The organism is Chryseobacterium hagamense (assembly GCF_007991455.1).
Lineage (GTDB): Bacteria > Bacteroidota > Bacteroidia > Flavobacteriales > Weeksellaceae > Chryseobacterium > Chryseobacterium hagamense.
In genome coordinates this window covers 1-23,255 of record NZ_BJYJ01000008.1, presented here as the reverse complement: position 1 = coordinate 23,255, position 23,255 = coordinate 1, and the positions used below count along the sequence as shown (strand labels likewise).

Here is a 23,255-nt window from a genome sequence, read left to right as displayed (position 1 = left end):
GCAGCCTGATGTATAAGTCGAAATAAATATAAAGAGTCCTGAAAGAGTGAAATCACCAAACTGTACAAAACAAAACCCTCCGGCAATGCCGGAGGGTTATTTTATCATTGTAAAATCAGATTATTTCACAGAAATCTCATCAATAAAGATGTAAGCATCACCGCCTGCTCCCTGGTGCCATGCCGGAAGTTTGCCGAAATGGTAGGCTTTCACTTTTACATAACGGGCCTGCGCCGGTAACACATCGGTGGAGAAATCTTTTAACTGAGGCGTTTCATCTTTCGGATCCAGAGTATTGTCTACGGTTTTCAGCAGAATGAAATCTTTCCCGTTGTTGGAAACATAATATTCCACTTTCTTTGGCATTAAAATCCATGCACGGCTGTCCTGCAGGTAAGTGGAGGAAAGATGGGTAATCTCCTGAGGCGATTTCATATCAATTACCGCTTCAAAGGTCTGTCCCTGGTAGCCCAGCCATTCGCCTTTCCTCCAGTTGGCATCTCCGTTGATGCCGTCAATTAAAGAAAGCTTTCCGCTGGCCGTATACTGTGGAGTAGGGGTTGAATTTACCGTGATGTCCCAGTTATTCGGTCTTCTGTTGAAGCTGGCGGTCACCACGGAACTTTTCTCACCGTTTCTTTCCGCATAAGCAGAAACCTGGGTTGTTTTCATGATCGTAAACGGACCTTTGTAGGCGGTAAATGTTTTTCTTACGTTGGCATCACCTTCATCCAGGGTCATGTAATAAATTTTGTCCTCAGGATTCAGTGCGGTGATTTCCACTTTGGTATTAAGGTCAAAAATTCTGGCTGCAGCGATTACCGGAGAAGCCGTGAGTTCATCATACTTAAAATCTTTGAAAGATTTTGCATTTTCAAAACCTAACTTTTTCAGTTCTTCTCTCCCCGTATTTTTTGTGATGGTTCTGGTCGTTCCGTTTTCCAGATGAATTTTAACCTCATCAAAGTAAGGCTTAGTCGTCTGCCATTCGGGTAATCCGGGAGTCACGGCATAAATTCCCATCGCGCTTAAAATATACCAGGCACTCATCTGGCCGCAGTCTTCATTTCCGATCAGCCCGTCCGGTGCATTTTTATAATAGTTATCCAGGATGAATTTTATTTTAGCATCCGTTTTTTCCGGTTTTCCCACATAGTTGTACAGATAAGCGATGTGATGGCTCGGCTCATTCCCCTGGGCATACTGCCCGATCAGTCCGGTGATATCTACCTGCTCGCGGCCGGTGGTCTTATCCGGTGCGGCAAAAATAGCATCAATGAACTGCTCGAATTTTTCCTTCCCGCCATGGGCGGCAATCAGTCCCGGAATATCCTGCTGAACGGAGTAGGAGTAGTGCCACGAATTTCCTTCCGTGTAATTGTTGTTTACTTCTCTGGGTTCGAAAGGCTCATACCAGTTTCCGTTTTTTCTCGGCTGCATGAATCCGTTTTTCGGGTTGTACAGGTTCTTCCAGTTCTGGGAACGCTTCATGAAATACCGGTAATCTTCTTTTTTGCCTAAAATTTTAGCCATCTGGGCGATGCACCAGTCGTCGTATGCATATTCCACGGTTTTGGAAACGCTCTCGTGCTCATCGTCGATGCTGATGAAATTGTTCTGTTTATAGGCATTCAGACCGAAAATATCCAGCATGGCCGAATGCTTGGAGGCTTCAAAAGCTTTTTCATAATCGAACCCGGTAATTCCTTTGGCCATGGCATCGGCAATCACGGAAACCGAATGGTACCCGATCATACACTCGGTTTCGTTGGAAGCGAGTTCCCATACCGGCAGCTTTCCGCCCTGTTCGTATTGTTTGATAAACGTATTAATAAAATCGGCCGTTCTTTTACGGTCAATCAAAGTCATTAAAGGATGCGCCCCCCGGAAAGTATCCCAAAGCGAGAACACCGAATAGTAACCGAAATCCTTAGCCATATAAAATTTATTATCGCGGCCCCGGTATTTCCCGTCGACATCCATATTGATATTCGGCTGGGTGAACACGTGATACATCGCCGTATAAAAGACGGTGAGTTTATCTTTATCGGAAGATTTAATTTCGATTTTAGACAATTCTTTATTCCAGTCGGCCACAGCCTGTTTTCTTACCGACTCGAAATCGTTGGAGATTCCTTCTGCCAGCATATTTTTTCCGGCGCCTTCGTAGCCTGTCGGTGAAATGGCCACTTTTACACTGATTTTTTCTCCTTTCTTTACATTGGCTGAAAAAGCTAAAGCTATTTCGTTTCCGTCAAATATTGCTTCACTCCGGTCTGTGCTTTTCCCAGCTCTTCGTACTTTTGAAATTTTCAAAGGTTTTGAAAACTCAATTCTGGCGTAGATGTATTGGTTTGTAGCCCAGGCCTCACTTCTGCGGAAAACTTCGATGGTTTTGTCATCGATAATTTTTACTTCACCCTCTAATAATTTATCCCTGTGATTCAGGTCTATAATAATATTGGCAGTTCCCGCATTATTAAAAGTGTATTCGTGGTAACCGACTCTTTTGGTTGTAGTTAAACGGACATCAATATTATGCTTATCCAGTTTTACGGAATAAAATCCAGCAGAAGCTTTTTCGTTTTTATGTGAAAATGAGGATGAATATTCTTTCGGAGTCAGTCCCGGTTTTCCCATCGTTGGCATCAGCATGATATCGCCGTAATCCGAAACACCCGTTCCGTTGAGGTGGGTATGGGAAAATCCGTAGATCACGGAATCGGAGTAGTGGTAACCGCTGCAGCCGTCCCAGCTTCCGTCGATCCTCGTATCGGGAGAAAGCTGTACCATTCCGAAAGGCACAATGGCTCCCGGAAAGGTATGTCCGTGGCCACCCGTCCCGATAAACGGGTTTACATACTGCGAATAATTCTGTGAGAACAGACTATGGGCAACCATCCCAAAAAGAATGAGGAATACTCTTTTCATAAATAGAAATTAAAATTCCCCTAAAGTACTATAAAATTCGTTTTCACAAAAGAAAATATCTATCAGTCCTTTTACTTATTCTAAATAGCTAAAAATTACGTAAATTTGTAAACAATTTATTTAGTTTATGTTGACGAAAGAAAAGGTTCAGGATTTCCTCAGGGAAATAGAAGTTGATGATTTGGTGAACAACCTGCAGATCATGGGCGCTGACGTATATATAGACATGACGGCGCACTCTCCGGCCATGCACGAAAAGAAAAAACTGGAAGCCGCCATGAAGCAGGCTTTTGCCAGTGAATTCGGGGAAGAAGTGAATCTTAAGTTAAAGATCGTTTCTCCGGAACCGAGTGAAATCCAGCAGAGTCAGATCAAAGGGAAGCAGATCCCCGGGATTCAGAATATTATCGCCATTGCTTCCGGTAAAGGAGGGGTTGGAAAATCTACGGTTGCGGCCAACATGGCGGTTACTTTAGCCAAAATGGGATTTAAAGTAGGATTGCTGGATGCCGATATCTATGGTCCGTCTGTTCCAACCATGTTCGACACGGAAGGGGAAAAGCCGATCTCTGTAGAAGTGAACGGAAAAAGCCTGATGAAGCCCGTTGAGAATTATGGGGTGAAAATGCTTTCGATCGGTTATTTCTCAGGAGCTAACCAGGCAGTCGTGTGGAGAGGCCCGATGGCTTCCAAAGCATTGAACCAGATGATCCGTGATGCGGCATGGGGTGAGCTTGATTTTTTACTGATTGATCTTCCGCCGGGAACGGGAGATATCCACTTATCCATCATTCAGGAGGTGCCGGTAACCGGTGCAGTGATCGTAAGTACGCCTCAGCATGTAGCTTTAGCCGACGTAAGAAAGGGAATCGCTATGTTCCAGATGGAAAGTATTAATATTCCGGTATTGGGCCTTATTGAGAATATGGCCTATTTTACCCCGGAAGAACTGCCGGAAAACAAATATTATATTTTCGGGCAACAGGGAGCCCAGTATCTGGCAGATGACCTTGGTATTCCGGTATTGGGTGAAATTCCATTGATCCAGAGCATCCGTGAAGCAGGGGATGTCGGAAGACCGGCAGCTTTGCAGGAAAATTCCAAAATCGCAGAAATCTATACCGAAACGGCTCGTCAGATGATAGAAAGCCTGGTCGAAAGAAATAAAAACCTTCCGCCGACGGAAGCTGTAAAAATTACAACAATGGCAGGATGCTCGCCAAAAGCAAAATAATCCATCCTTCCCCTTTGAAAACCGAATTGAACTGAAAAATATGGAAACAAATATAGCACACGAAGATACCGTAACGAGAGTGATGGAAGCCCTGGAAAGCATCAGGCCGTTCCTGAACAAGGACGGTGGCGATATCGAGCTGATCGATGTAAAGGACAACCTGGTGTACGTAAAGCTCTTGGGGAACTGCTCCGGATGCTCCCTGAATTTTTCAACCCTGAAGCTGGGGGTGGAGAATACCATCAAGCAGCACGCCCCTGAAATCGAAAGGGTCGTAAGCGTAGAGTAGACCTTTACAGAAAATATATTCCCAGACAGATCTTTTTGATCTGTCTTTTTTTTGCTGGAACTTTTCCTGAAATTATAGATGGTTTCAAACTTAAAGGACTGTCCGGATTCTTTATGATATACCCCGCTTCCGGCAAAGAATGCAGAGCTATATAAAATACATCAGATAAGGAAAACTGTGCCGGTAAATGTAAAATCGGGTATGCCCATGCTTTTCAGGACAAATGCAATTGTTCAGGCCTGGTAAATTTTAACTGTAGTTTTTTTTTAAAGTAGATTTTTCATCTGTTTTTTTGCGGTTTTTAACAAATGTGAAAAAAAATTATGAAATTTTCATAGTAATAATTCTACATCCAGGTGAGTATTTTATGTATTATTTTTGTTGAAGATTATTTACAGCCTTTAATAGACAAAAGCTTTTATAGACTTTTATTTCATTTTTAATATCTGATATTTTCGGTTTTTTATTTAAAAAAAAGAAAGTTTTTGATTAGAAATGCTGTAGATAATACGACAATCCTTCTGAAACACATAAATAATTGTAATAGAGAATGAGGTATTTGGTCTGCTACTTGTTATGCAAATGTAAATAAAATTAAGAATGGTTTTCTACATAGCGGGAAACCATTTTTACAGAATATCTTATTGAGAAAAACTAGACTATGAAAAATATACTTATTGCTGACGGCCATTATGTTGTAAGAACAGGTACTGCTCTTGTAATCGAAACCAAACTTCCATATTCCTGTGAAATCGATTTTGCGGAAACTTATACCGAAACCAGAGAAAAAGTTTCCAAGAGGGCCTATGACCTCCTTATTATTGATATTGATATACCGCAGAGTATTTTCAAAGCCATGATCAAAGAACTTAAAAAAAAGCAGAAGCAGCTTAAAATCCTGATCTTTTCAACATATGATGAAAATGTAGGCATCCAGTATGTGGAAGAAGGTGCTGCCGGTTACCTCAATAAAATGGCATCGGAAGAGGAGATTCTTACCGCGATCAGTGCTGTTTTTGAAGAAGGCTATTATTATACCGTAGACATGATGAAAAAACTGGTCATGCAATCAGCAGACAGTCACTCCGTAGACAGGCTTTCAAAGAGAGAACTTCAGATATTTAAACTTCTTGCGGAAGGCAACGGGAATATCGAAATTTCCAACAGCTTAAATCTTAAAATGTCGACGATCAGCACCTATAAAAAGAAAATATTCGAAAAGCTGCAGGTGAAGAATATTGTGGACCTGGTAAGGATTTATGATGATATGCATTAAAAATAACCCGGTAAATTTTACCGGGTCTTTTACTTTAAAATCACAGAAATACCAAATTCTTCAAACAGACCTATTATTTTTTTTAAATCTGTTTTTAAAAGCTTTCTACTGCGCTGGTGATGATGTCAAGTAATTTCTGGGATTGATTTTACTCCGAAATCGCCTCTTAAGCAATCGTATAAAGCATACAGCTGCCTGCCGAAGTATCCTCCGATTCCGTTTATTTCCTCACCAAGGGTGCAGTAAAAACCATCTAGATTGTGGAAGTTATTTCCGTCAATGCTGATTACGAGGTTTTCGCGGTCCGGGCGGGGTTTTACAATGCATCCTGCAAAAACAAGCCAACCCTGCAATTCATCACAATGCAGTTTTTTCCAGGTATTCTTCTCCGTAACTTCATTGTTGATAAACATTTTGAAGACTTTATGAAATCCTTTAGGTTTGAACCACACCTATCCATTCAGGATCAGGCCGCTTTTGTCGGATTTACTGATTTTAAGGTTGCTTATAAAGGTGGACGTAATGATTAGTTATTATTATCCAGCAGATGGATAAAACCTTGGTTTTCATAATTTTTAACGGCCTTTTCGATTTTATCAGTCAATTTTTCTTTCTGATGAACATGTATTAATCTTATTTTAACGTGAATTCGACCGTATCAATATCATATTCAGCATATTATTTAAAAATAAAAATGAGACTGATTCAGTCAGGATTTTGATTAATACTCATCGTGCAGGAACAAATACACGGTTTATGCTTACGACAGGATTTTATCCTATCCTGTACTAAGTCGTCCTTTCAGGACTTTAAAATAAGAAAAATCTGTCCCTGATTAGAAAAAGCCGGTTATTCAGGATTGAATAAGAACTCCTCTGATAAAGCGATAACCTATTCAGTTTGATGATCAGGACCTTTGATCCTGTGTCTGAGAAGAGAAACTTCCGGCTTCCGGCTTCCCTCTTCCAGCCTTTATATTACGGTTTGTACCTCAAATTCACGTTATTTTACGATACCCCGGATTGGTTTTATTGCTTTCCAGATTTTTAACATCCTCAATAAAAGTAATTATATCAGTTTCTTTTCCGGTATCCAATGAAAATGCGAACATCCTATAGGTTTAAATTTTTAATAATCGCTTTGATCACCGCTAATGCTTCGGTTGATTTTTTACGAATGATCAGCTTATTCTTTTTATTTTTAATCAGTTCCGTAAAATGGTTGTCTTCGGTATTAATATCCACCAAGTATCCTCCGTACTTCAACGTCGTTTCAGCGATGGCCAGCGGGAGGTTGGTGGCACCGGAGGTCCCGATAACAAAAAGGACGCCGCTGTTTTTCGCAACCTTTAACGCGCTGAACTTTTTATTCGTTTTTTCGTCATAATATTCATCAAACCAAAGGATATTCGGCCGCATCCGGTGTCCGCAGTCCGGGCAGGTAAGCAGTTCCGTATCTTTCAGGGTAAGGTCTTCATCAATATCCTTTCCTGTAATCTCTTCGGGTAGGGACACAATGCCTTTGCAGCCGTTGGAGCATTTGATTTCACGGTTGTTTCCATGAATTTCATACAGCCTTGTATTGCCGGCACGGCGGTGAAGGTTATCGATATTCTGGGTAATGAGGTGAAAACGGTCCTTCAGTATACTCTCGATTTCTGACAGTTCAAGATGACTCTGGTTAGGCATGGCCGTTTCAAACATTTTCTTCCTGAATAAAGCATACTGCCAGACTTCTTCTGGATACTGTTTAAAATATTTTAATGTTCCGAACTCTTCCGGCTTATGGAACTGCGTCCCTTTTACCCAGATACCGTCGGTTCCGCGGTAGGTCGGGATCCCGCTGTCGGATGAAATTCCGGCACCGGTTAAAAAAGTAAAAAGGTTCCGTTTTTCTTTACGGTGAACCTGAAGGATAATGTCTTCGAGCTGATCTTTCATGGCTGTTTTAAAAAGATAAAAATAAATTAATTCAGCCAATAAAAAAAGCCCCGGAAAGAGACCGGGACTTATTCAATCAACTAAATAATATATTCTATTTGATAATCACTCGTTTTACCTGTCCTTCAGATGTTTTTACCAGGTAAACCCCGGTAGAAAGTTTTGAAGTATCAACGGTTAAGGCATTCTTCTCCCTATTTATTAATTTTCCGGACATATCGTATAATTCGTAATCCTGCATTCTGTTGAAATACAGGGTATTTCCTTTGTTTACAGGGTTCGGGAAAATATTAAAGGTCGACTTTTCGGCTTTTACCTCACCGGCAGCCAGGGTTCCGGCACCGGTTACCTCATACATAGACAAAGTACCGCTGATTTCATTAGCTACGATTACATATCCTTTTCCGGTCGTGGTGTTGCCCGGTGCAATATAAGTGATTCCTTCAGGGCCGTTGTCGCCGCCATAGGCTGAAGTCATTCGAGAGTGTTTGTAATCCGTAAATGTAGGATTGCTAGGATCGGTAATATTATACACCATTACACCGCCCGTTCTTTCCAGGGTAATGAAAGCATAGGTCTGGCCGTTGATGTTTCCTAAAGCGATGCCTTCCGGTTCCGGGCCTTTTGCACGGCTTCTGCTTTTCACGGTATTGGATTCGTTATCGGCATTGAAAATCAAAGGATGGTTGGCGGCAATATACCTCTCGAAACGGTCTCCGCTGTCATAAACGATCTGCCGGGTATCGGCATTGAAAATGGAGAAGGAGCGGGCTCCCAAAGCAGCCATTTCTTCAAAATCCGCATCGCCGTCCGTATTTCCGGTGGCATTGGATACCCTGAATCTTCCCAGGTTATAGGATGCTTTTAAAACCGAAGCCTGAGGGAATAATGCAGGATCCAGCGTGTAGGTACCTGCGCCTACTGTGGTTCTTTCGCTAAAGCCTGAAAGATCTTTTTCATCTCCTTCGTTTGCCGTTACGATGTAATTGGTATTTCCAATCTTATAGTTCTGTACTGCATCCGGTGTGTAATAGGCTTTTACCGGCCAGTTGGCGATTAAGATCTCGCCGTTGTTGTCTGAAGCGTCAAACCCGTTCCCAGGAATGCTCATGTCTTTCTTGCCCAGTCCCCAGATTCCGGCGATGGTCTTCGTAGCCAGATTCACTTCGGCTACGGCATTGTTTTCCTGCAGGGTTACCCATGCCTTCTGGCTGTCTGCACTGATGGTAATGTATTCCGGTTCCAGATCCTGAGATAAAGTATTGTTGGTTCTTACCTTTCGTAAACCTGTAGCGGTAAGAGCGGCTACCTGTGAATCAAAGGCATTAAAGTTGAGCGTGGTCACGTTATTTTGGGTAAGATTGGTAATACCTCCCGAAATATCGATAATGCTGACAGTTCCTTCAGGGTCTACCGTATAAGTGTCATTCGGTTCCCCTTCATTGGCCGTCATTACTTTGGTGCCGTCCGGTGAAAAAGTAATCATATCCGGCAATGCGCCTACGGTTACCTGCTTCAGGAAGTTTCCGTTGATGTCGAAAAAAACCACCGATCCGTTCTGCTGCGGGTTGGTGTTAGGGGAAGCAGCGGCGATGATTCCGTTTTTTACGGCAATGCTGGTAATTCCGCCGTAGGGTGCCATATTGATGGTGTTCACAACAGACAGCTGGTTCGGATTGCTGAAGTTAATGATATCGAAAACGTCAGTAACGGAACTGATGGTAAACAGCCGCTGGGTTGCCGGGTCGTGAACCACGATTTCCGTGGAGCTGGTATTGGTTCCGGAAGGATCGAAACTGCCGATGTAATTCAGGCTGATCTGCTGGCTGGGAACCGGTGCCGGCTTATCGTTATCCACAATATAAACGGTGGCATTATTGTCTCCGGAGATGGTAGTACCTGTCGGGTTTTCAAGGCTTACCACAAAATATTCCGACTGCTGTTCTTCTGACGTATCATCAATAATCGGGATATTTACCGTATAGCTGGTCGTGGAAGGCGTCAGGGTAATGGTTTGGTTGGCTAGAGTAAAGTCTGAGCTGTCCGCCGTGCTGAAAGGAGCCGGTTTTACCACCAGGTTTACCGTTGCATTGGAAGGATTGGCAATATTTATTTTGAAAGCCAGTGTTCCTGCGTTTTCATTGACCTTAATAAAATTTTTATCCAGTGAAACGGACGTTCCTGCTGTTGTAAAAATTGATGACGTTGTTCCCGTTACCGCGTTGTCACTGGCATCTTCCACCATATTCGGCTTTAATGCCAGGTAGTACGTCTGGTTCGGAACCATTCCGGAAGTAGGAATTACCGTGATTTTATTGTTGGCAAAAGTAGTGGTGAAGGGAATTGGTGAGCCCGAAGCACTTCCGAGACGGAAATCCACAAGCATTTGTGCATTGGAATCAGTGATGGCGGAATTGTCTGTTAACCGTACGTTTTCATTAAAGGAAATAGTAGGATTTACAGTTGTGGAAGCATTATTGGTGTTGTTTGAAGGAACGTAGGTAACGGTTGGAGGCGTGGTGTCTGCCGTATTTGCCGGTGTCGCATCTACCGTAAAGTTATCGAAACGGTTGTTTCCCACCGTACCGCCGCTGCCGGCTGCAAATTCAACCTTCAGCTTGAAATTCGGGTTATTGGAAACACCTGAAACACCTGAAAAATCAAAGGTAACCAGCTGTGGATCCGCATCAAGCGGAGTGACGGTCTGATAGGTGACAAAGGTAGTCCCGTCGGTAGAATATTTCCAGGTCTGGGTGCCGGCTCCCGATCCTGATCTCCGGGTTGTAAATTTTACCACCACATTACTATATCCCGTGGTAGGAAGATTGAACTGGAGGCTGCCGTTGATCGGGTTGTTGTATCTCAGATGGGTGCCGGAAGCATCTCCGTTTCTCGCATTTAAATTCTGAACGCTGAAATTCTGTCCCGTTCCTCCGGCAAAATCAATGTCTGTGGTTCCGTTGGCAACGGCAGTCATCGATCCGCCCGTTACAGTGGAAGAAGGAGCGGTAATGGCCGCTGAAGAGGCATTGTTATTAAAATTCCAGTAATGAATCAGCGAAGTCTGCCCGAAAACCGATCCCTGAATGAGGAATGCGGCTGCAACAGAAGTTTTTAACAAGTAGTTGTTAATCATTTTTACTTACTTTAAATTAATGCAAAAATGAAGCTTTCGTTTTGCAAACTTTTTAAGCAAATTTTAATAAATGATTAATAAAAAGAGAATAGAAATAGATGTAAAGTCAAATCAAATCAAGATCATTCTTTCATGGAATATGCAGATCGTTATCAGAGACAACGATTTATATTTGCTGTAAAAATGTATTTTATTTAGAGACCTGACCCGAAAAATGTAGATTTTTTCCCGTTAATTTATTATTCCCTTCCAGCGGATGCTTCTGCATGTAGAAAAACCCTGAAATGGCAGTCAGGACCAATAAAATAAACGCAACTAAAAAAATTCGTTTTAACATTCCTTTCATAGCGCTAAATTTTTGATGTCCTTGATTTCTAATGTTGAGGTCGGGTATCCTTTCAGTACCGCATTGATCATCGCGATACCCATTTCCTGTAAAGTTAATGATTTTGAAGGGAATACAACAGGAAAAATCCAAATAAATGGTTTAAAGAACCATTTTACATTTGCCTGGCCTTCCGCGGGCTTCATAAATCCCGGCCTGAAATTGTAGACCGCCCTGAATCCAAGTTTTCTGAGGGCATTTTCTGTTCTGCCTTTTACCCGGGCCCACATTATTTTCCCGCTCTCGGTTTTATCCGTATAGACTCCTGAAACATAGTTGAATACCATCCCCGGGTTCTGGCGGAATACCGCTTTTGCAAAATGAAGGGTGGTGTCGTACGTAATTCCGGTATATTCTTCTTCACTCATTCCCATGCTGCTGATTCCGGCACAGAAAAAAACGGCATCGTATCCTTTGAGTTTTTTATCATCCAGATCTATTTTCAGAAAGTCGGAAACAAGATATTCTTTCAGTTTGGCGTGCTTTTTTCCGGAAGGCCTGCGGCTCACACTCAGTATTTCGGAAATGTTCGGATTGTCAAGGCATTCCATCAGGACGCCTTCTCCGACCATTCCCGTCGATCCGGTAAGAATTATTTTAATTGGGTTCATTTTGTTTATTATTAATAGTACTGACGTTCTGAAAGATACTTTTACTTTATAGGGTATCAAAAATTATACAGATTTGTAGAAAGGTGAATGGTCAGTTTCTTCGAGTCAATTGTCAAAAGCCAATGAATGAATAATCAAACTGTTTTGCGTCTGCTTTCTCTATCCCGCAGTGATCTCAGCATGGAAAGATCGGTTTAGATTCCTAAAAGGATGACCATCTCTGTGTTTTAAAAATCAGCAGTATATCAAATATTCACTATGTACCAAAAGGTAAATTCACCATTTACAGTTCCCTTTTATCCAAAAGAAAACCGGCCGATTGAGTTCGGCCGGTTTAAAATACGTTTAACCATTACTTCTTATCCTGAAGTTTGCTGTAAATGTTATGGATCAGCCCATCTGCCACAGAGATTTTAGGGACAAAGATCCGGTTGATTTCCGACCAGGACATGACGTTGTTGAAAACCTTCAGTGCATGCACCAGAACGTCGGCGCGGTCTTCACGGAGGTTGTATTTCGTCATTCTTTCGTCCACCGAAAGATCGTCGAACTCTTTATAGACTTTCTTAAGATGGGTAAGGGACATCGGCTTGCCGTCTTTGGTTTTGCTCATGGAGAACACCTTATTGATGTTTCCGCCCGATCCGATGGCCACGATTGGTTTTTTGCTGTTGATGTTTTTCCGGATCTCTTCCTTCATGTCCTTCCAGTTATCAGGAGTCACCAGGTTGTTCAGCAGACGGATGGTTCCGATATTAAAGGATTTTTCATAGATCATCTCTCCGTTTTCATAGAAGGTCAGCTCTGTGGAACCGCCGCCAACATCGATGTACAGATAGGCGAATTCATTATCGAGACCCTCTGCGACATGGTTTTCAAAAACCAGTCCGGCTTCTTCATCTCCCGAAATAATTTCAATGTTGATTCCGGAAGTCCTTTTCACTTCATCGATGATCTGCTGACCGTTCACCGCATCCCGCATGGCACTGGTGGCACAGGCCCTGTAATGTTCCACTTTATAGATCTTCATCAGGTCGCTGAAAATTTTCATGGAATCGATCACCATTTTTTCTCTTTCGCCACCGATCTTTCCGAGTGTGAAAACATCCATTCCCAAACGTAAGGGAATTCTCAGCAGGTTCAGCTTGATGAATTCGGGCTTTTTATTGTTGATTTTAACTTCGTTGATTAACAGTCGGGCTGCATTACTTCCTATATCTATAGCTGCAATCTTCATTTCTTTTTCGTTTTGGCTTTTAAATATCGATAGGTTTCAAGCTGAGAACGGCATTCCTCCTGATGATTATGGATATATTCGTTGCTCAGTTTTTTATCTAAAATACGGGCTTTTACATTATCTTTCAACTGAATATCAAGAATATCTTTCAGTTCTTTTTTCAGGTTCTTATCGGTGATTTTAGCGGCAGCTTCAATCCGGTAATCCAGGTTTCTGGTCATCCAGTCTGCAGAAGAGATATACATATCCTCAGCTCCTTTATTATAGAAATACATCACCCGGGCATGCTCCAGATATTCGTCTACAATGCTGATGCCTTTTATTTTTTCTTTAAATTCTTTCTGGTTTACTGCGCAGTAGATCCCTCTTACGATCATGCTGATTATGACGCCGGCATCCGCCGCTTCGTACAGCTTTTCAATCAGGGCCCGGTCGCTTACGGAATTGGCTTTGATGATCATTTCGGCACGTCTTCCGGCTTTAGCTTCTTCGATTTCCTTATCGATATGATGAACGATCTTTTCGCGCATGAACTGCGGACAGACCAGAAGGTTTTTACAGGTTTTCAGAACAGGCAGATAATCGTCCTTCGGCTTTTTCAGCACATTGAATACCTTGTTGATGTCTGCCATGATGCCCCGGTCTGAAGTCATCACCAAATGATCGCCATAGATCCTTGCGGTTTTTTCATTAAAGTTTCCGGTACTCACAAAACCGTACTGGATGGTTTTATTATGGGATCTTTTCTTGATGACACATAATTTGGCATGTACCTTTTTTCCCGGAAGCCCGATCAGTACCGTAATGCCTTCCGGTTCCAGCATTTCTTTCCATTCCAGGTTGGATTCCTCGTCAAACCGGGCCTGAAGTTCCAGCATCACCGTTACTTCCTTGCCGTTTCTGGCTGCGTAAATCAGGGCATTGATGATTTTTGAGCTGCTGGCCAGACGGTAAGCCGTGATCTGTATTGATTTTACATCCGGGTCCATAGCTGCTTCCCGGAGAAGATCGATCACGGGATTGTATTTATGATAGGGAAAGGAGAGGAGGACGTCGTGCTTTAAAATAACATCCGTTACCCGTTCCCCGTGCTCGAAATCAGGATGGGTAAACGAAGTTCTCTCAACAGGACGCTCATATTTTTCAAAGACATCCGGGAAATCCATAAAATGTTTGAAATTATGAATCTTCCCGCCCGGGATGATGCTGTCTTTTTTTGTTAAATTCAATTTGCGGATCAGCATTTCAAGCAATGCCTTATCCATATCTTTATCGAAAACAAAACGGGTAGGTTTTCCTTTCCTTCTGTTTTTCAGTCCTTTCTCAATTTTTTCGGCAAAATTGGTCCGGATGTCATTATCCAGTTCCAGCTCGGCATCTTTTGTAACTTTAAAAGCATTGGCCTGAAATTCATCATAGCCGAAATAAGAGAAAATATGGGGGAGATTGAACGTAATGACATCTTCCAATAGCATGACATTTTTCTCTTCAGGGTCTTCGGTAGGAAGAAGGACAAACCTTCCCACGAAACGCGAAGGGATCTCGATGATGGCATAGTTGCTGGAATATTTCCAGTCTTTTTTACTCATTGATACCCCGAGATACAGGCTTTTGTCCCTCATATACGGCATCGGCGTATTCTCATGAAGCAGGATCGGGATTACATTCGATTCCACCACTTCATCAAAATACTTCCGTACAAATTCCTTTTGTTTTGCCGTTAAATTTTTGGAATTTTTAATAAAGATGTGCTGCTCTGACATTTCATCCTGGATTTTTTTCCAGGTTTTATCGAAATTCTGCTGTTGCTTCATCACGATTTCATTGATCTTCTGAAGGATCTTGGAAGGCGGCTGATAGAAGGATTCTGCAATTACTTTCTCCTTAAAATCCATGGCCCGCTTTAATCCGGCAACCCGTACCCGGAAAAATTCGTCCAGATTATTGGAAAAAATTCCTAAAAAGCGGATTCTTAAATGTAAAGGGACGTTTTCGTCCATCGCTTCCTGCAATACCCTTTCGTTAAAGGCCAGCCAGGTAATATCTCTCGGATTGAAATGTAGTGACATTCTCTAGTTTATAATTTATCAAAAATACAGATTTGTGGTATCGTTAAAAACCTTTTTACATTAAGCTTTAATTAATTCTGACCGTAACCGGTAAGCACGATAACACTGCGACTTTTTAAAGTTATTAAAAAAAATCGTTGCAACCCTAATGCACCAGCTATATTTTTACCAAAAAAGAAAATCTGCAGGGATCAGCGAAAAATAAAAGTGACAATATTAATAAAAAGTATTCCGTGAAATAGTACGGGTGACAAAACTGCATGGTCCGGCTAAAACAGGTTTGAACTGATTCGAGTGCCTGTTTCTGAAATATTTGTTCTCAGAAAAAAAAGAATTTAAAACGAAGTTTATATAACGGGAATGTCAATTTGTCACAAAATTTTGAATGGTATAAATATTGAGAAATACTGAGTGTATTTTAAAACTAAAATTAGAAAAAATAAAAAATATTATGAGTAAAATAATTGGAATCGACTTAGGAACAACCAACTCTTGTGTTGCTGTAATGGAGGGAAAAGACCCTGTTGTAATTCCTAACGCAGAAGGTAAAAGAACAACGCCGTCTATCGTGGCTTTCACAGAAGACGGGGAAAGAAAAGTAGGGGATCCTGCCAAAAGACAGGCGGTAACCAACCCTACCAAAACGGTTTATTCGATCAAAAGATTTATCGGGACGCACTTTAAGGATGATGCTTCCGAAATCACAAGGGTACCGTATAAAGTAGTATCCGGACCGAACGATACGGTAAAAGTAAAAATCGACGACAGAGAATATACGCCGCAGGAAATCTCCGCGATGACGCTTCAGAAAATGAAGAAGACGGCTGAAGATTATCTGGGTCAGGAAGTAACCAGAGCGGTAATTACAGTTCCGGCTTACTTTAACGATGCGCAGAGACAGGCTACTAAAGAGGCAGGTGAAATCGCCGGCCTTAAAGTAGAAAGAATCATCAATGAGCCTACGGCAGCTGCTTTGGCTTATGGTCTTGATAAAAACCACAAAGATCAGAAGATCGCGGTATATGACCTTGGAGGAGGTACCTTCGATATCTCGATCCTTGACCTTGGAGACGGCGTATTTGAAGTATTGTCTACCAACGGGGATACCCACTTAGGGGGAGATGACTTCGATGACGTTATCATCAACTGGATGGCTGACGAGTTCAAGTCTGAAGAAGGAGTGGATTTAAAGTCTGATGCCATTGCATTACAGAGATTGAAAGAAGCGGCTGAAAAAGCAAAAATCGAGCTTTCTTCTTCTCCGCAGACTGAAATCAACCTTCCTTATATTACTGCTACGGCGACGGGTCCTAAGCATTTGGTAAAAACATTAACGAAAGCTAAATTCGAGCAGTTATCTGCTGATCTGGTAAGAAGATCAATGGAGCCGGTAGCAAAAGCATTGAAAGATGCAGGTCTGTCTACTTCCGATATCGACGAAGTAATCCTGGTAGGAGGTTCTACAAGAATCCCGATCATCCAGGAAGAAGTTGAAAAATTCTTCGGTAAAAAACCTTCTAAAGGCGTTAACCCGGATGAGGTGGTAGCCATCGGTGCTGCTATTCAGGGAGGAGTACTTACGGGTGATGTAAAAGACGTTCTTCTGTTAGACGTTACCCCGCTTTCTTTGGGGATCGAAACCATGGGTTCTGTTTTCACTAAATTAATTGAGGCGAACACGACGATCCCGACTAAGAAATCTGAAGTATTCTCCACGGCTTCCGACAACCAGCCTGCGGTAAGCATTAGAGTAGGACAGGGAGAAAGACCGATGTTCAACGATAACAAAGAGATCGGTAGATTCGACCTTACGGATATTCCACCGGCACCAAGAGGCGTTCCTCAGATCGAAGTAACTTTCGACATCGATGCCAACGGTATCCTGAGCGTATCTGCTAAAGATAAAGGAACCGGTAAAGAGCAATCGATCAAAATCCAGGCTTCTTCAGGTCTTTCCGATGAAGAAATCGAGAGAATGAAAAAAGAAGCTCAGGAAAACTCTGCAGCGGATGCGAAGAGAAAAGAAGAAGTGGAAATCTTCAATAAAGCAGACGGACTGATTTTCCAGACCGAGAAGCAACTGAAAGAATTCGGTGATAAATTGTCTGCAGACAAAAAAGCAGCCATCGAAGCCGCCCATGGAGAACTGAAAACCGCTTTCGAAGCTAAAAATTCGGATGATGTAAAAGCGAAGACAGAAGCTTTGGATGCTGCCTGGATGGCTGCTTCTGAAGAACTGTACGCCGCAGGTCAACAGCCGGGTGCTGATGCAGGAGCTCAGAACGCAGGAAATGCAGGAGGTGCTGATGATGTTCAGGATGCAGATTTTGAAGAAGTGAAATAAGGATAAATAATCCTGCTGAAACAGAACCGCTTTAGACGTAAGTCTGAAGCGGTTTTTTTATGCCGTGAACTCACGGTAAAAAAATAAGCTTCATAAGGTTTCACAAAAAAAATCAGCCGGATAAGCAGGCGGGAAACAGAACATTCAGAAGGATTAAACATTCCCGAACGGAAAAAATATTGCAGATTCAGTAAAAATACGTACTTACGGTAACTGCGCAATACCTAATTTTATCGTGGAAAAAAAATTGACAAATAACCTGTTTAAAATGAAGAAATAATTAAGATAATAAATTTTTAATTAATTTTTTTTAACAAATGCTCTTTATGTCAATAATAAAATTAAATTTGTAAGAAAAAAGAGGTGCCTGGTTACCAGGTCACTACGATAGATAAAAACTGAATAAATAACTACATCATCATGAATACCACATTAAACATCTTCTTTTTTAATTTTCACTTCACGATTTTGTGACTTATTTGTTCCCGGCAGGCTTTCCATCGGTATTATGATGAATCCTGCATTGAAGAATTATCTCTGAAATCTTAAGATTTATTCAGCAGGAATCTGTCTGACCTTTTTCCTGAATAAATTAAGCTTTAATAAATTTTTTATTCTAAAACCAAAAATTATGGACGGAACAATTGGAGAAATCCGACTTTTTGCCGCAAACTTTGCTCCCAAAGACTGGCAATACTGCAATGGTGCTTTATTGGCCATCAGGTCAAATACAGCTTTATTCTCACTCTTCGGAACTATGTACGGAGGAGATGGCGTAACTACTTTCGGATTGCCGAACCTTGCCGGCAGATCAGCTGTCGGAGTCGGGCAAGGACCCGGACTATCCTATTACCAACAGGGTGAGATGGTCGGGACCAATTCTGTGACTTTAATAATGCAGAATTTACCGGCACATACCCACAGTGTATCAGGAAACGTTGTCATTCCTGCTTATTCGGATGATGGTGACTCCGGCACCCCGGCAAATAATATTCTCGCCGCCAAGCCTTCAATGTACAGTGATCAGGGCAGCGACTCTACTACAAAAGCAGTGCCCCTGGCATTGCAGATAGGAACGGCTGGGAACAGCAATGCGCTCACTTTTGTCCAGCCTTCTCTGGGTATGAATTACATTGTATGCCTATACGGAGTTTTTCCTCAAAGGTCCTAATCATATTTAAAATAAAAATTAATAACAAAAAGACATTATTATGGAAGGTTATATAGGAGAAATCCGATTATTTGGAGGAAATTTTGCTCCGCTAGGCTGGGTTTTTTGTGATGGTACAAAATACAGTTTAGCAGAATTTACCGCAGCATTTTCAATCCTGGGAACTACTTTCGGAGGTGACGGACAAAGTAATTTTGCCGTACCTGACCTTAGAGGCCGTGTGGCAGTAGGTACAGGACAAGGAGCAGGACTGTCTGCCATCACTTTAGGACAGACGGGAGGCACGGAAAATGTTACGATGACTTCAGCACAGATGCCTGCACACAGCCATGCGGCATCAGCAACCATTACATTCCCTTGTTACTCAGATGCAGGAGACTCAGGATCTCCTACAGGAAACATATTGGCTGGTCTTCCTGGTGCCTATTCATCTCAGGCTCCGGATACCACTATTGCTCCGGCAGCCGTTACAGGTACCATATCCGTTGTGGGCGGTAATCTGCCATTCAGTATTATACAGCCAATTCTGGCTACCAATTATATCATTTGTCTTGAGGGATATTATCCTCCCAGAGACTAATTCTGTATCAACACTAAAAAACTATCATTATGGAAGGAACCATGTCAGAAATAAGAATGTTTGCCGGAAATTTTGCTCCGAAAAACTGGGCATTTTGCCAGGGGCAGACATTACAGATCAATACCAATCAGGCACTATTTGCCCTACTGGGTACTATGTACGGAGGTGATGGAAGAACAACTTTTATGCTGCCGAATTTTGCAGGAAGAACTGCTATGGGAACAGGAACGGGAGTAGGAACAAAAACCTTCCAACTGGGACAGATGGTAGGTACCGAAACGGTGACCTGTGACCAACAGCATATGCCTATGCATAATCATTTACCGGGCTCGGAGACCATCTCTATAAAAGCTTTTTCAGATGCTGGTAATACAGGTTCTCCTACCGGCAATACGCTGGCTGCTTTGCCCGGACTGTATTCCACTCAGCAGGCAGACAGTACGATGAAGCCGATATCCAATGCATTTTCTTTAAGCACATCGGGAGGCAGTCAGCCGATCAATATCCGCCAGCCTTATTTAGGGATGAATTATATTATTTGTCTGATGGGAATTTTCCCTTCAAGATCTTAACAATTATTTATTTGATCTCCGGCAATCATCTTTGCCGGAGACTTTATCAACCATATGAAAATAGCTTTACTTTTACCACGGTCTGTTATTTATTCATCGATCTCATTCGATATCATGGATGGTTTCAGGCAATCCCTTAAAAATATGGGACTGGACGGTTATCATGAAATTGTTTCGGCAGGAATCGGAATTGCTGCAAAGAATGAAGAGATTTATGACCATTGTGAACAGTTTTTATTGGCAGGAACCGATATTATCATAGGATATATGAATCCATTCTCTGCAGAATTCATACATCCTCTGTTTGAAGCTTCGGGTAAGACCCTGATTGTTCTGGACAGCGGTTATCATTTTCCTAAGTTCAGCGAAAAACTTTCCAATGCCTGGTTTATCTCCCTTCAGGGAGGACTGTGTACCCGTATGATCACTCAGAAAGCGATTGACGACGGATTCAGGAATTTTGCATTCACCTGCTCATTTTATGACGCCGGATACCGGCCCGCTTATGTATATGCTGCGGCGGCCGAAGAAAAGGGAGGTTCAATCGTATTTAACCATATTACCTCTTTAAAACGTTCGGAATTTACACTAAAACCTCTTGCCGAATTTCTTGAAAAAAGGCCTGAAACCGCTGTACTTGCTACTTTTTGCGGAGATATGGCCAAAGACTTTTTCGAAGGGAGCATCGATATGGCAGGTTATTGCAAAATATACGGTACAGGTTTTACTTCAGATGAGACCTGGCTGGAAAAAATATCTTATCCGGGATATGAATGGACTGCGGCAGTAGCCTGGTCCAGAAATTTAAATATCCCCGAAAATGAAATCTTTGTCAATATAATGGATGGCATTAAAGATGGAAAAGCTAATCTTTTTTCTTTATTGGGATGGGAAGCTGCACAGTTTATAGGAATGGAAAATACAGTGTTTGACAGTATGACCATCAATTCGCCACGCGGAAAAGTGCTTATGAATCCTGAAAACAGATTCTCGGAAGCAAAAATTTACTATACCACTGTTTCAAAGGATGAAGATACGGGAACATGTCTTTTAAAGGATATTCAGGTAGCTTCCGGTATAGAGTCGGAACGAAAAGGACTGAAAAGAAATATCGAATATATACGGACCGTAGAGGCCAACACTTGGCTTAATGCTTATGCCTGCTTAGAATCATGACGAACCCATTTAAAATAGCAGTCTTATGTAACAACCGGATGGCATTTCCGGCTTTGCAGTCTTTATTGATGGCAGGCCGGCTTTGTGCTTTAGGAGTTCCGGAAAATAATATTGAAATAACGGAATTCTGTTCGATGCTCTCGAAGCAGTCCGGAATCCCTTTATTTATTATGGCCAAAGAAAATAGCTCTGATATGATAAAGGAAATGATAAATATTTCCGGTGCTGATGCTGTTTTTACCATGACTTTCCCATGGAAGATTTCTTCTGAAATTTTAATATTGTATCCGGGAATCTTTTACAACTTCCACTATGGTCTTTTACCTGAAATGCGGGGAGCGGATCCTGTATTTGAAACCATCAGAAGCGGGGCCGGACAATCGGGAATTACCGTACATGTTATCGATAAGTGTATTGATAAGGGACCGGTTATTCTAAAAAAAAGCATCCCTGTTTCTGCAGATCTTACACATGGTGGCTTATGCACTCATCTATCATGGTTGGGAGCTAACTTACTGAATGAACTTCTTAATCTTTTACAAAGTTATTATAAAGGAACAAAACAAGACGAAAATCAGGCACGGTATTATCCGAAACCTGGAGCTTCCGATGTCTGTATTTCCTGGGAGAAACAGGATGCTAAGGCGGTCGAAGCATTGGTAAGAGCCTGCAATCCGTGGAATAAGGGAGCCTATACCCAATGGAACGGGTGGAACATACGGGTAGTAGAGGCTACCGTAATCAATAAAAATCATTATACGGGATTTCCCGGAACCATATTGTCTCTGGATAAGGAAAATGGATTGATTGTGAGATGCAGTCAGCAATCAGATCTGAAAGTAGATATCGTCTATACGGAAGAAGGCTTCATGAGCGGGTATAAATTATCTGCTTTTGGGCTAAAAAAGGGCGAACAGTTCATGAATTTATAACCTAAATATATTATCAATGAAAAATTTTTATTCTAAAATCAAAACGCTGGCGAGGACGGTCGTCATGACGGGAGCGTTGTTGCTGGGATATGCGCAGGCACAGACCACACTCTCTCCCGGAGGGATCGCGTTTACCTCCTTCGATTCCAGTTCTACTTCGGTAGATGTATTTTCATTTGTTTTGCTCAGCCCTATTTCGAGCGCAACACAAATAAGTTTTACCGACCGGGGCTATCAGGGAAATAATGTATGGCAGAACTTTTCGGCCACAGAATCTACGGTTACCTGGACCAGCGGTACCGCACTGCCTGCCGGTACGGAGGTATACATTTCGGGTTTATCGGCTTATACCTATAATCCTGCATCCAGTGTGTCTACCGCAAATGGTACCGTAGTACTTACCGAAGGATCATCTCCCAATGGCTTGACATTATCCTCCGTGGGGGATCAGATCATTGCTTTCCAGGGAGGAAGCGGAATTGTAACCGGTGGCGGTGTGACCTGTATTGCCGGGATTAATTTTTTCTATACTGCAAATACGACAACCGATGCATGGAACATTGGATCATCAAATGGTCCTAATGCCTCGTTAATGCCTCCCGGCCTTACCGGAGGAACCAATGCATTTTATACGGGAGCTGTAACAGGCACTACTTCACCGCTATCGGGGAAATTTAACTGTACCGGAGTACCTACTTCGACAACAGCAAATATCAGAACGGCAGTGATGACCCCTGGCAACTGGACGCTCAGCACTTCAGCAGGATCACAATATTCAGGATGTGCTTTTCTTGCCAGTACACCTGTAATTACAGCCAATCCTGCCAACCGGACGATCTGTGCGGGAGGTACCACGACTTTTACGGTCAGCGCTTCCGGAGCCACTTCTTACCAATGGTATCAGAATTCAGGCAGCGGATTTATTGCTTTAACCAATGCCGCTCCTTATTCGGGAGTAACAACCAATACGCTGACGATTACCGGCGCAACTGCGGCTATGAACGGTTACCAGTACCGTGCTGTGGCAACAGGTGCCGGATCAGCAACTTCTGTTGCTGCTACAATGACTGTTGTAAGCATCAGCACGGCAGGAAGCAAAACGGATGTATCCTGTAATGGCGGTTCCAATGGTTCGGCTACAGTCGTGCCTTCAGGTGGTGTTGCACCTTATACCTATTCCTGGTCGCCTGTAGGCGGCACAGCAGCAACGGCTACCGGCCTTTCTGCCGGAACTTATGTTGTGACGGTAACGGATAATGCCGGATGCCAGACCACTCGGACCTTTACCATTAATCAGCCCGCCACTGCAGTAAGCGGAACTACGGTAGTAACGAATGTTGCCTGTAACGGCGCTTCCAACGGAGCGATCAAT

General features: G+C 42.4%; 17 protein-coding genes. 10 read left to right on the top strand and 7 right to left on the bottom strand.

The features are described from left to right. Positions 1 to 120: 120 nt before the first annotated feature. Positions 121 to 2,931, bottom strand: a complete 2,811-nt coding sequence (locus CHA01nite_RS09245) for a GH92 family glycosyl hydrolase (protein ID WP_146941031.1) — start codon at positions 2,929 to 2,931, stop codon at positions 121 to 123. A gap of 127 nt (positions 2,932 to 3,058) precedes the next feature. Between CHA01nite_RS09245 and CHA01nite_RS09240 the strand changes: the two genes are divergently transcribed. The 3 genes from CHA01nite_RS09240 (at position 3,059) to CHA01nite_RS09230 (ending at position 5,730) form a co-directional block, all read left to right on the top strand. Next, complete coding sequence (locus tag CHA01nite_RS09240) at positions 3,059 to 4,165, top strand: Mrp/NBP35 family ATP-binding protein (protein ID WP_146941030.1); 1,107 nt, start codon at positions 3,059 to 3,061, stop codon at positions 4,163 to 4,165. A 40-nt stretch (positions 4,166 to 4,205) separates the two neighbouring features. Further along, positions 4,206 to 4,454: a NifU family protein gene (locus CHA01nite_RS09235; RefSeq protein ID WP_146941029.1), complete on the top strand. Its 249-nt coding sequence runs from the start codon at positions 4,206 to 4,208 to the stop codon at positions 4,452 to 4,454. Between the two features lie 661 nt (positions 4,455 to 5,115). After that, positions 5,116 to 5,730 carry a response regulator transcription factor gene (locus tag CHA01nite_RS09230; RefSeq protein WP_146941028.1) on the top strand — a complete coding sequence of 205 codons (615 nt, stop codon included), beginning with the start codon at positions 5,116 to 5,118 and terminating at the stop codon, positions 5,728 to 5,730. A gap of 125 nt (positions 5,731 to 5,855) precedes the next feature. Here CHA01nite_RS09230 and CHA01nite_RS09225 read toward each other — a convergent pair whose 3' ends face one another. From CHA01nite_RS09225 to ppk1, 6 genes are all read right to left on the bottom strand, one after another. Continuing rightward, on the bottom strand, positions 5,856 to 6,143 hold the full coding sequence (locus CHA01nite_RS09225; RefSeq protein WP_146941027.1) for a barstar family protein: 288 nt from the start codon (positions 6,141 to 6,143) through the stop codon (positions 5,856 to 5,858). Between the two features lie 699 nt (positions 6,144 to 6,842). Further along, positions 6,843 to 7,670, bottom strand: coding sequence for an SIR2 family NAD-dependent protein deacylase (locus CHA01nite_RS09220; protein ID WP_146941026.1), 828 nt, complete (start codon positions 7,668 to 7,670; stop codon positions 6,843 to 6,845). 94 nt (positions 7,671 to 7,764) lie between these two features. Next, a complete protein-coding gene (locus tag CHA01nite_RS09215) occupies positions 7,765 to 10,806 on the bottom strand; it encodes a choice-of-anchor I family protein (RefSeq protein WP_146941025.1) in 3,042 nt (1,013 codons plus the stop codon). A 342-nt stretch (positions 10,807 to 11,148) separates the two neighbouring features. Next, the gene (locus CHA01nite_RS09210) at positions 11,149 to 11,802 is read right to left on the bottom strand and encodes an NAD-dependent epimerase/dehydratase family protein (RefSeq protein ID WP_146941024.1); all 654 of its coding nucleotides are present in this window, start codon (positions 11,800 to 11,802) and stop codon (positions 11,149 to 11,151) included. 352 nt (positions 11,803 to 12,154) lie between these two features. After that, positions 12,155 to 13,039, bottom strand: a complete 885-nt coding sequence (locus CHA01nite_RS09205) for a Ppx/GppA phosphatase family protein (RefSeq protein ID WP_146941023.1) — start codon at positions 13,037 to 13,039, stop codon at positions 12,155 to 12,157. Further along, on the bottom strand, positions 13,036 to 15,108 hold the full coding sequence (ppk1, locus tag CHA01nite_RS09200; RefSeq protein ID WP_146941022.1) for a polyphosphate kinase 1: 2,073 nt from the start codon (positions 15,106 to 15,108) through the stop codon (positions 13,036 to 13,038). The genes CHA01nite_RS09205 and ppk1 overlap by 4 nt, the downstream gene beginning before the upstream one ends. Before the next feature lie 451 nt (positions 15,109 to 15,559). Between ppk1 and dnaK the strand changes: the two genes are divergently transcribed. The 7 genes from dnaK to CHA01nite_RS09165 all read left to right on the top strand — a co-directional run. Continuing rightward, positions 15,560 to 17,452 carry a molecular chaperone DnaK gene (gene dnaK, locus CHA01nite_RS09195; protein WP_146941021.1) on the top strand — a complete coding sequence of 631 codons (1,893 nt, stop codon included), beginning with the start codon at positions 15,560 to 15,562 and terminating at the stop codon, positions 17,450 to 17,452. A 631-nt stretch (positions 17,453 to 18,083) separates the two neighbouring features. Beyond that, positions 18,084 to 18,623: a phage tail protein gene (locus tag CHA01nite_RS09190; RefSeq protein ID WP_146941020.1), complete on the top strand. Its 540-nt coding sequence runs from the start codon at positions 18,084 to 18,086 to the stop codon at positions 18,621 to 18,623. Positions 18,624 to 18,663: 40 nt separating this feature from the next. Continuing rightward, complete coding sequence (locus CHA01nite_RS09185; protein ID WP_146941019.1) at positions 18,664 to 19,203, top strand: phage tail protein; 540 nt, start codon at positions 18,664 to 18,666, stop codon at positions 19,201 to 19,203. Positions 19,204 to 19,232: 29 nt separating this feature from the next. After that, on the top strand, positions 19,233 to 19,775 hold the full coding sequence (locus tag CHA01nite_RS09180; protein WP_146941018.1) for a phage tail protein: 543 nt from the start codon (positions 19,233 to 19,235) through the stop codon (positions 19,773 to 19,775). 54 nt (positions 19,776 to 19,829) lie between these two features. Beyond that, on the top strand, positions 19,830 to 20,951 hold the full coding sequence (locus tag CHA01nite_RS09175) for a type 1 periplasmic-binding domain-containing protein (RefSeq protein ID WP_146941017.1): 1,122 nt from the start codon (positions 19,830 to 19,832) through the stop codon (positions 20,949 to 20,951). Beyond that, positions 20,948 to 21,883, top strand: coding sequence for a formyltransferase family protein (locus CHA01nite_RS09170; RefSeq protein WP_146941016.1), 936 nt, complete (start codon positions 20,948 to 20,950; stop codon positions 21,881 to 21,883). Before CHA01nite_RS09175 ends, CHA01nite_RS09170 begins: the two co-directional genes overlap by 4 nt. Before the next feature lie 16 nt (positions 21,884 to 21,899). After that, a partial coding sequence (locus CHA01nite_RS09165) for a SprB repeat-containing protein (RefSeq protein WP_228458384.1) occupies positions 21,900 to 23,255 on the top strand: 1,356 nt, incomplete at its 3' end.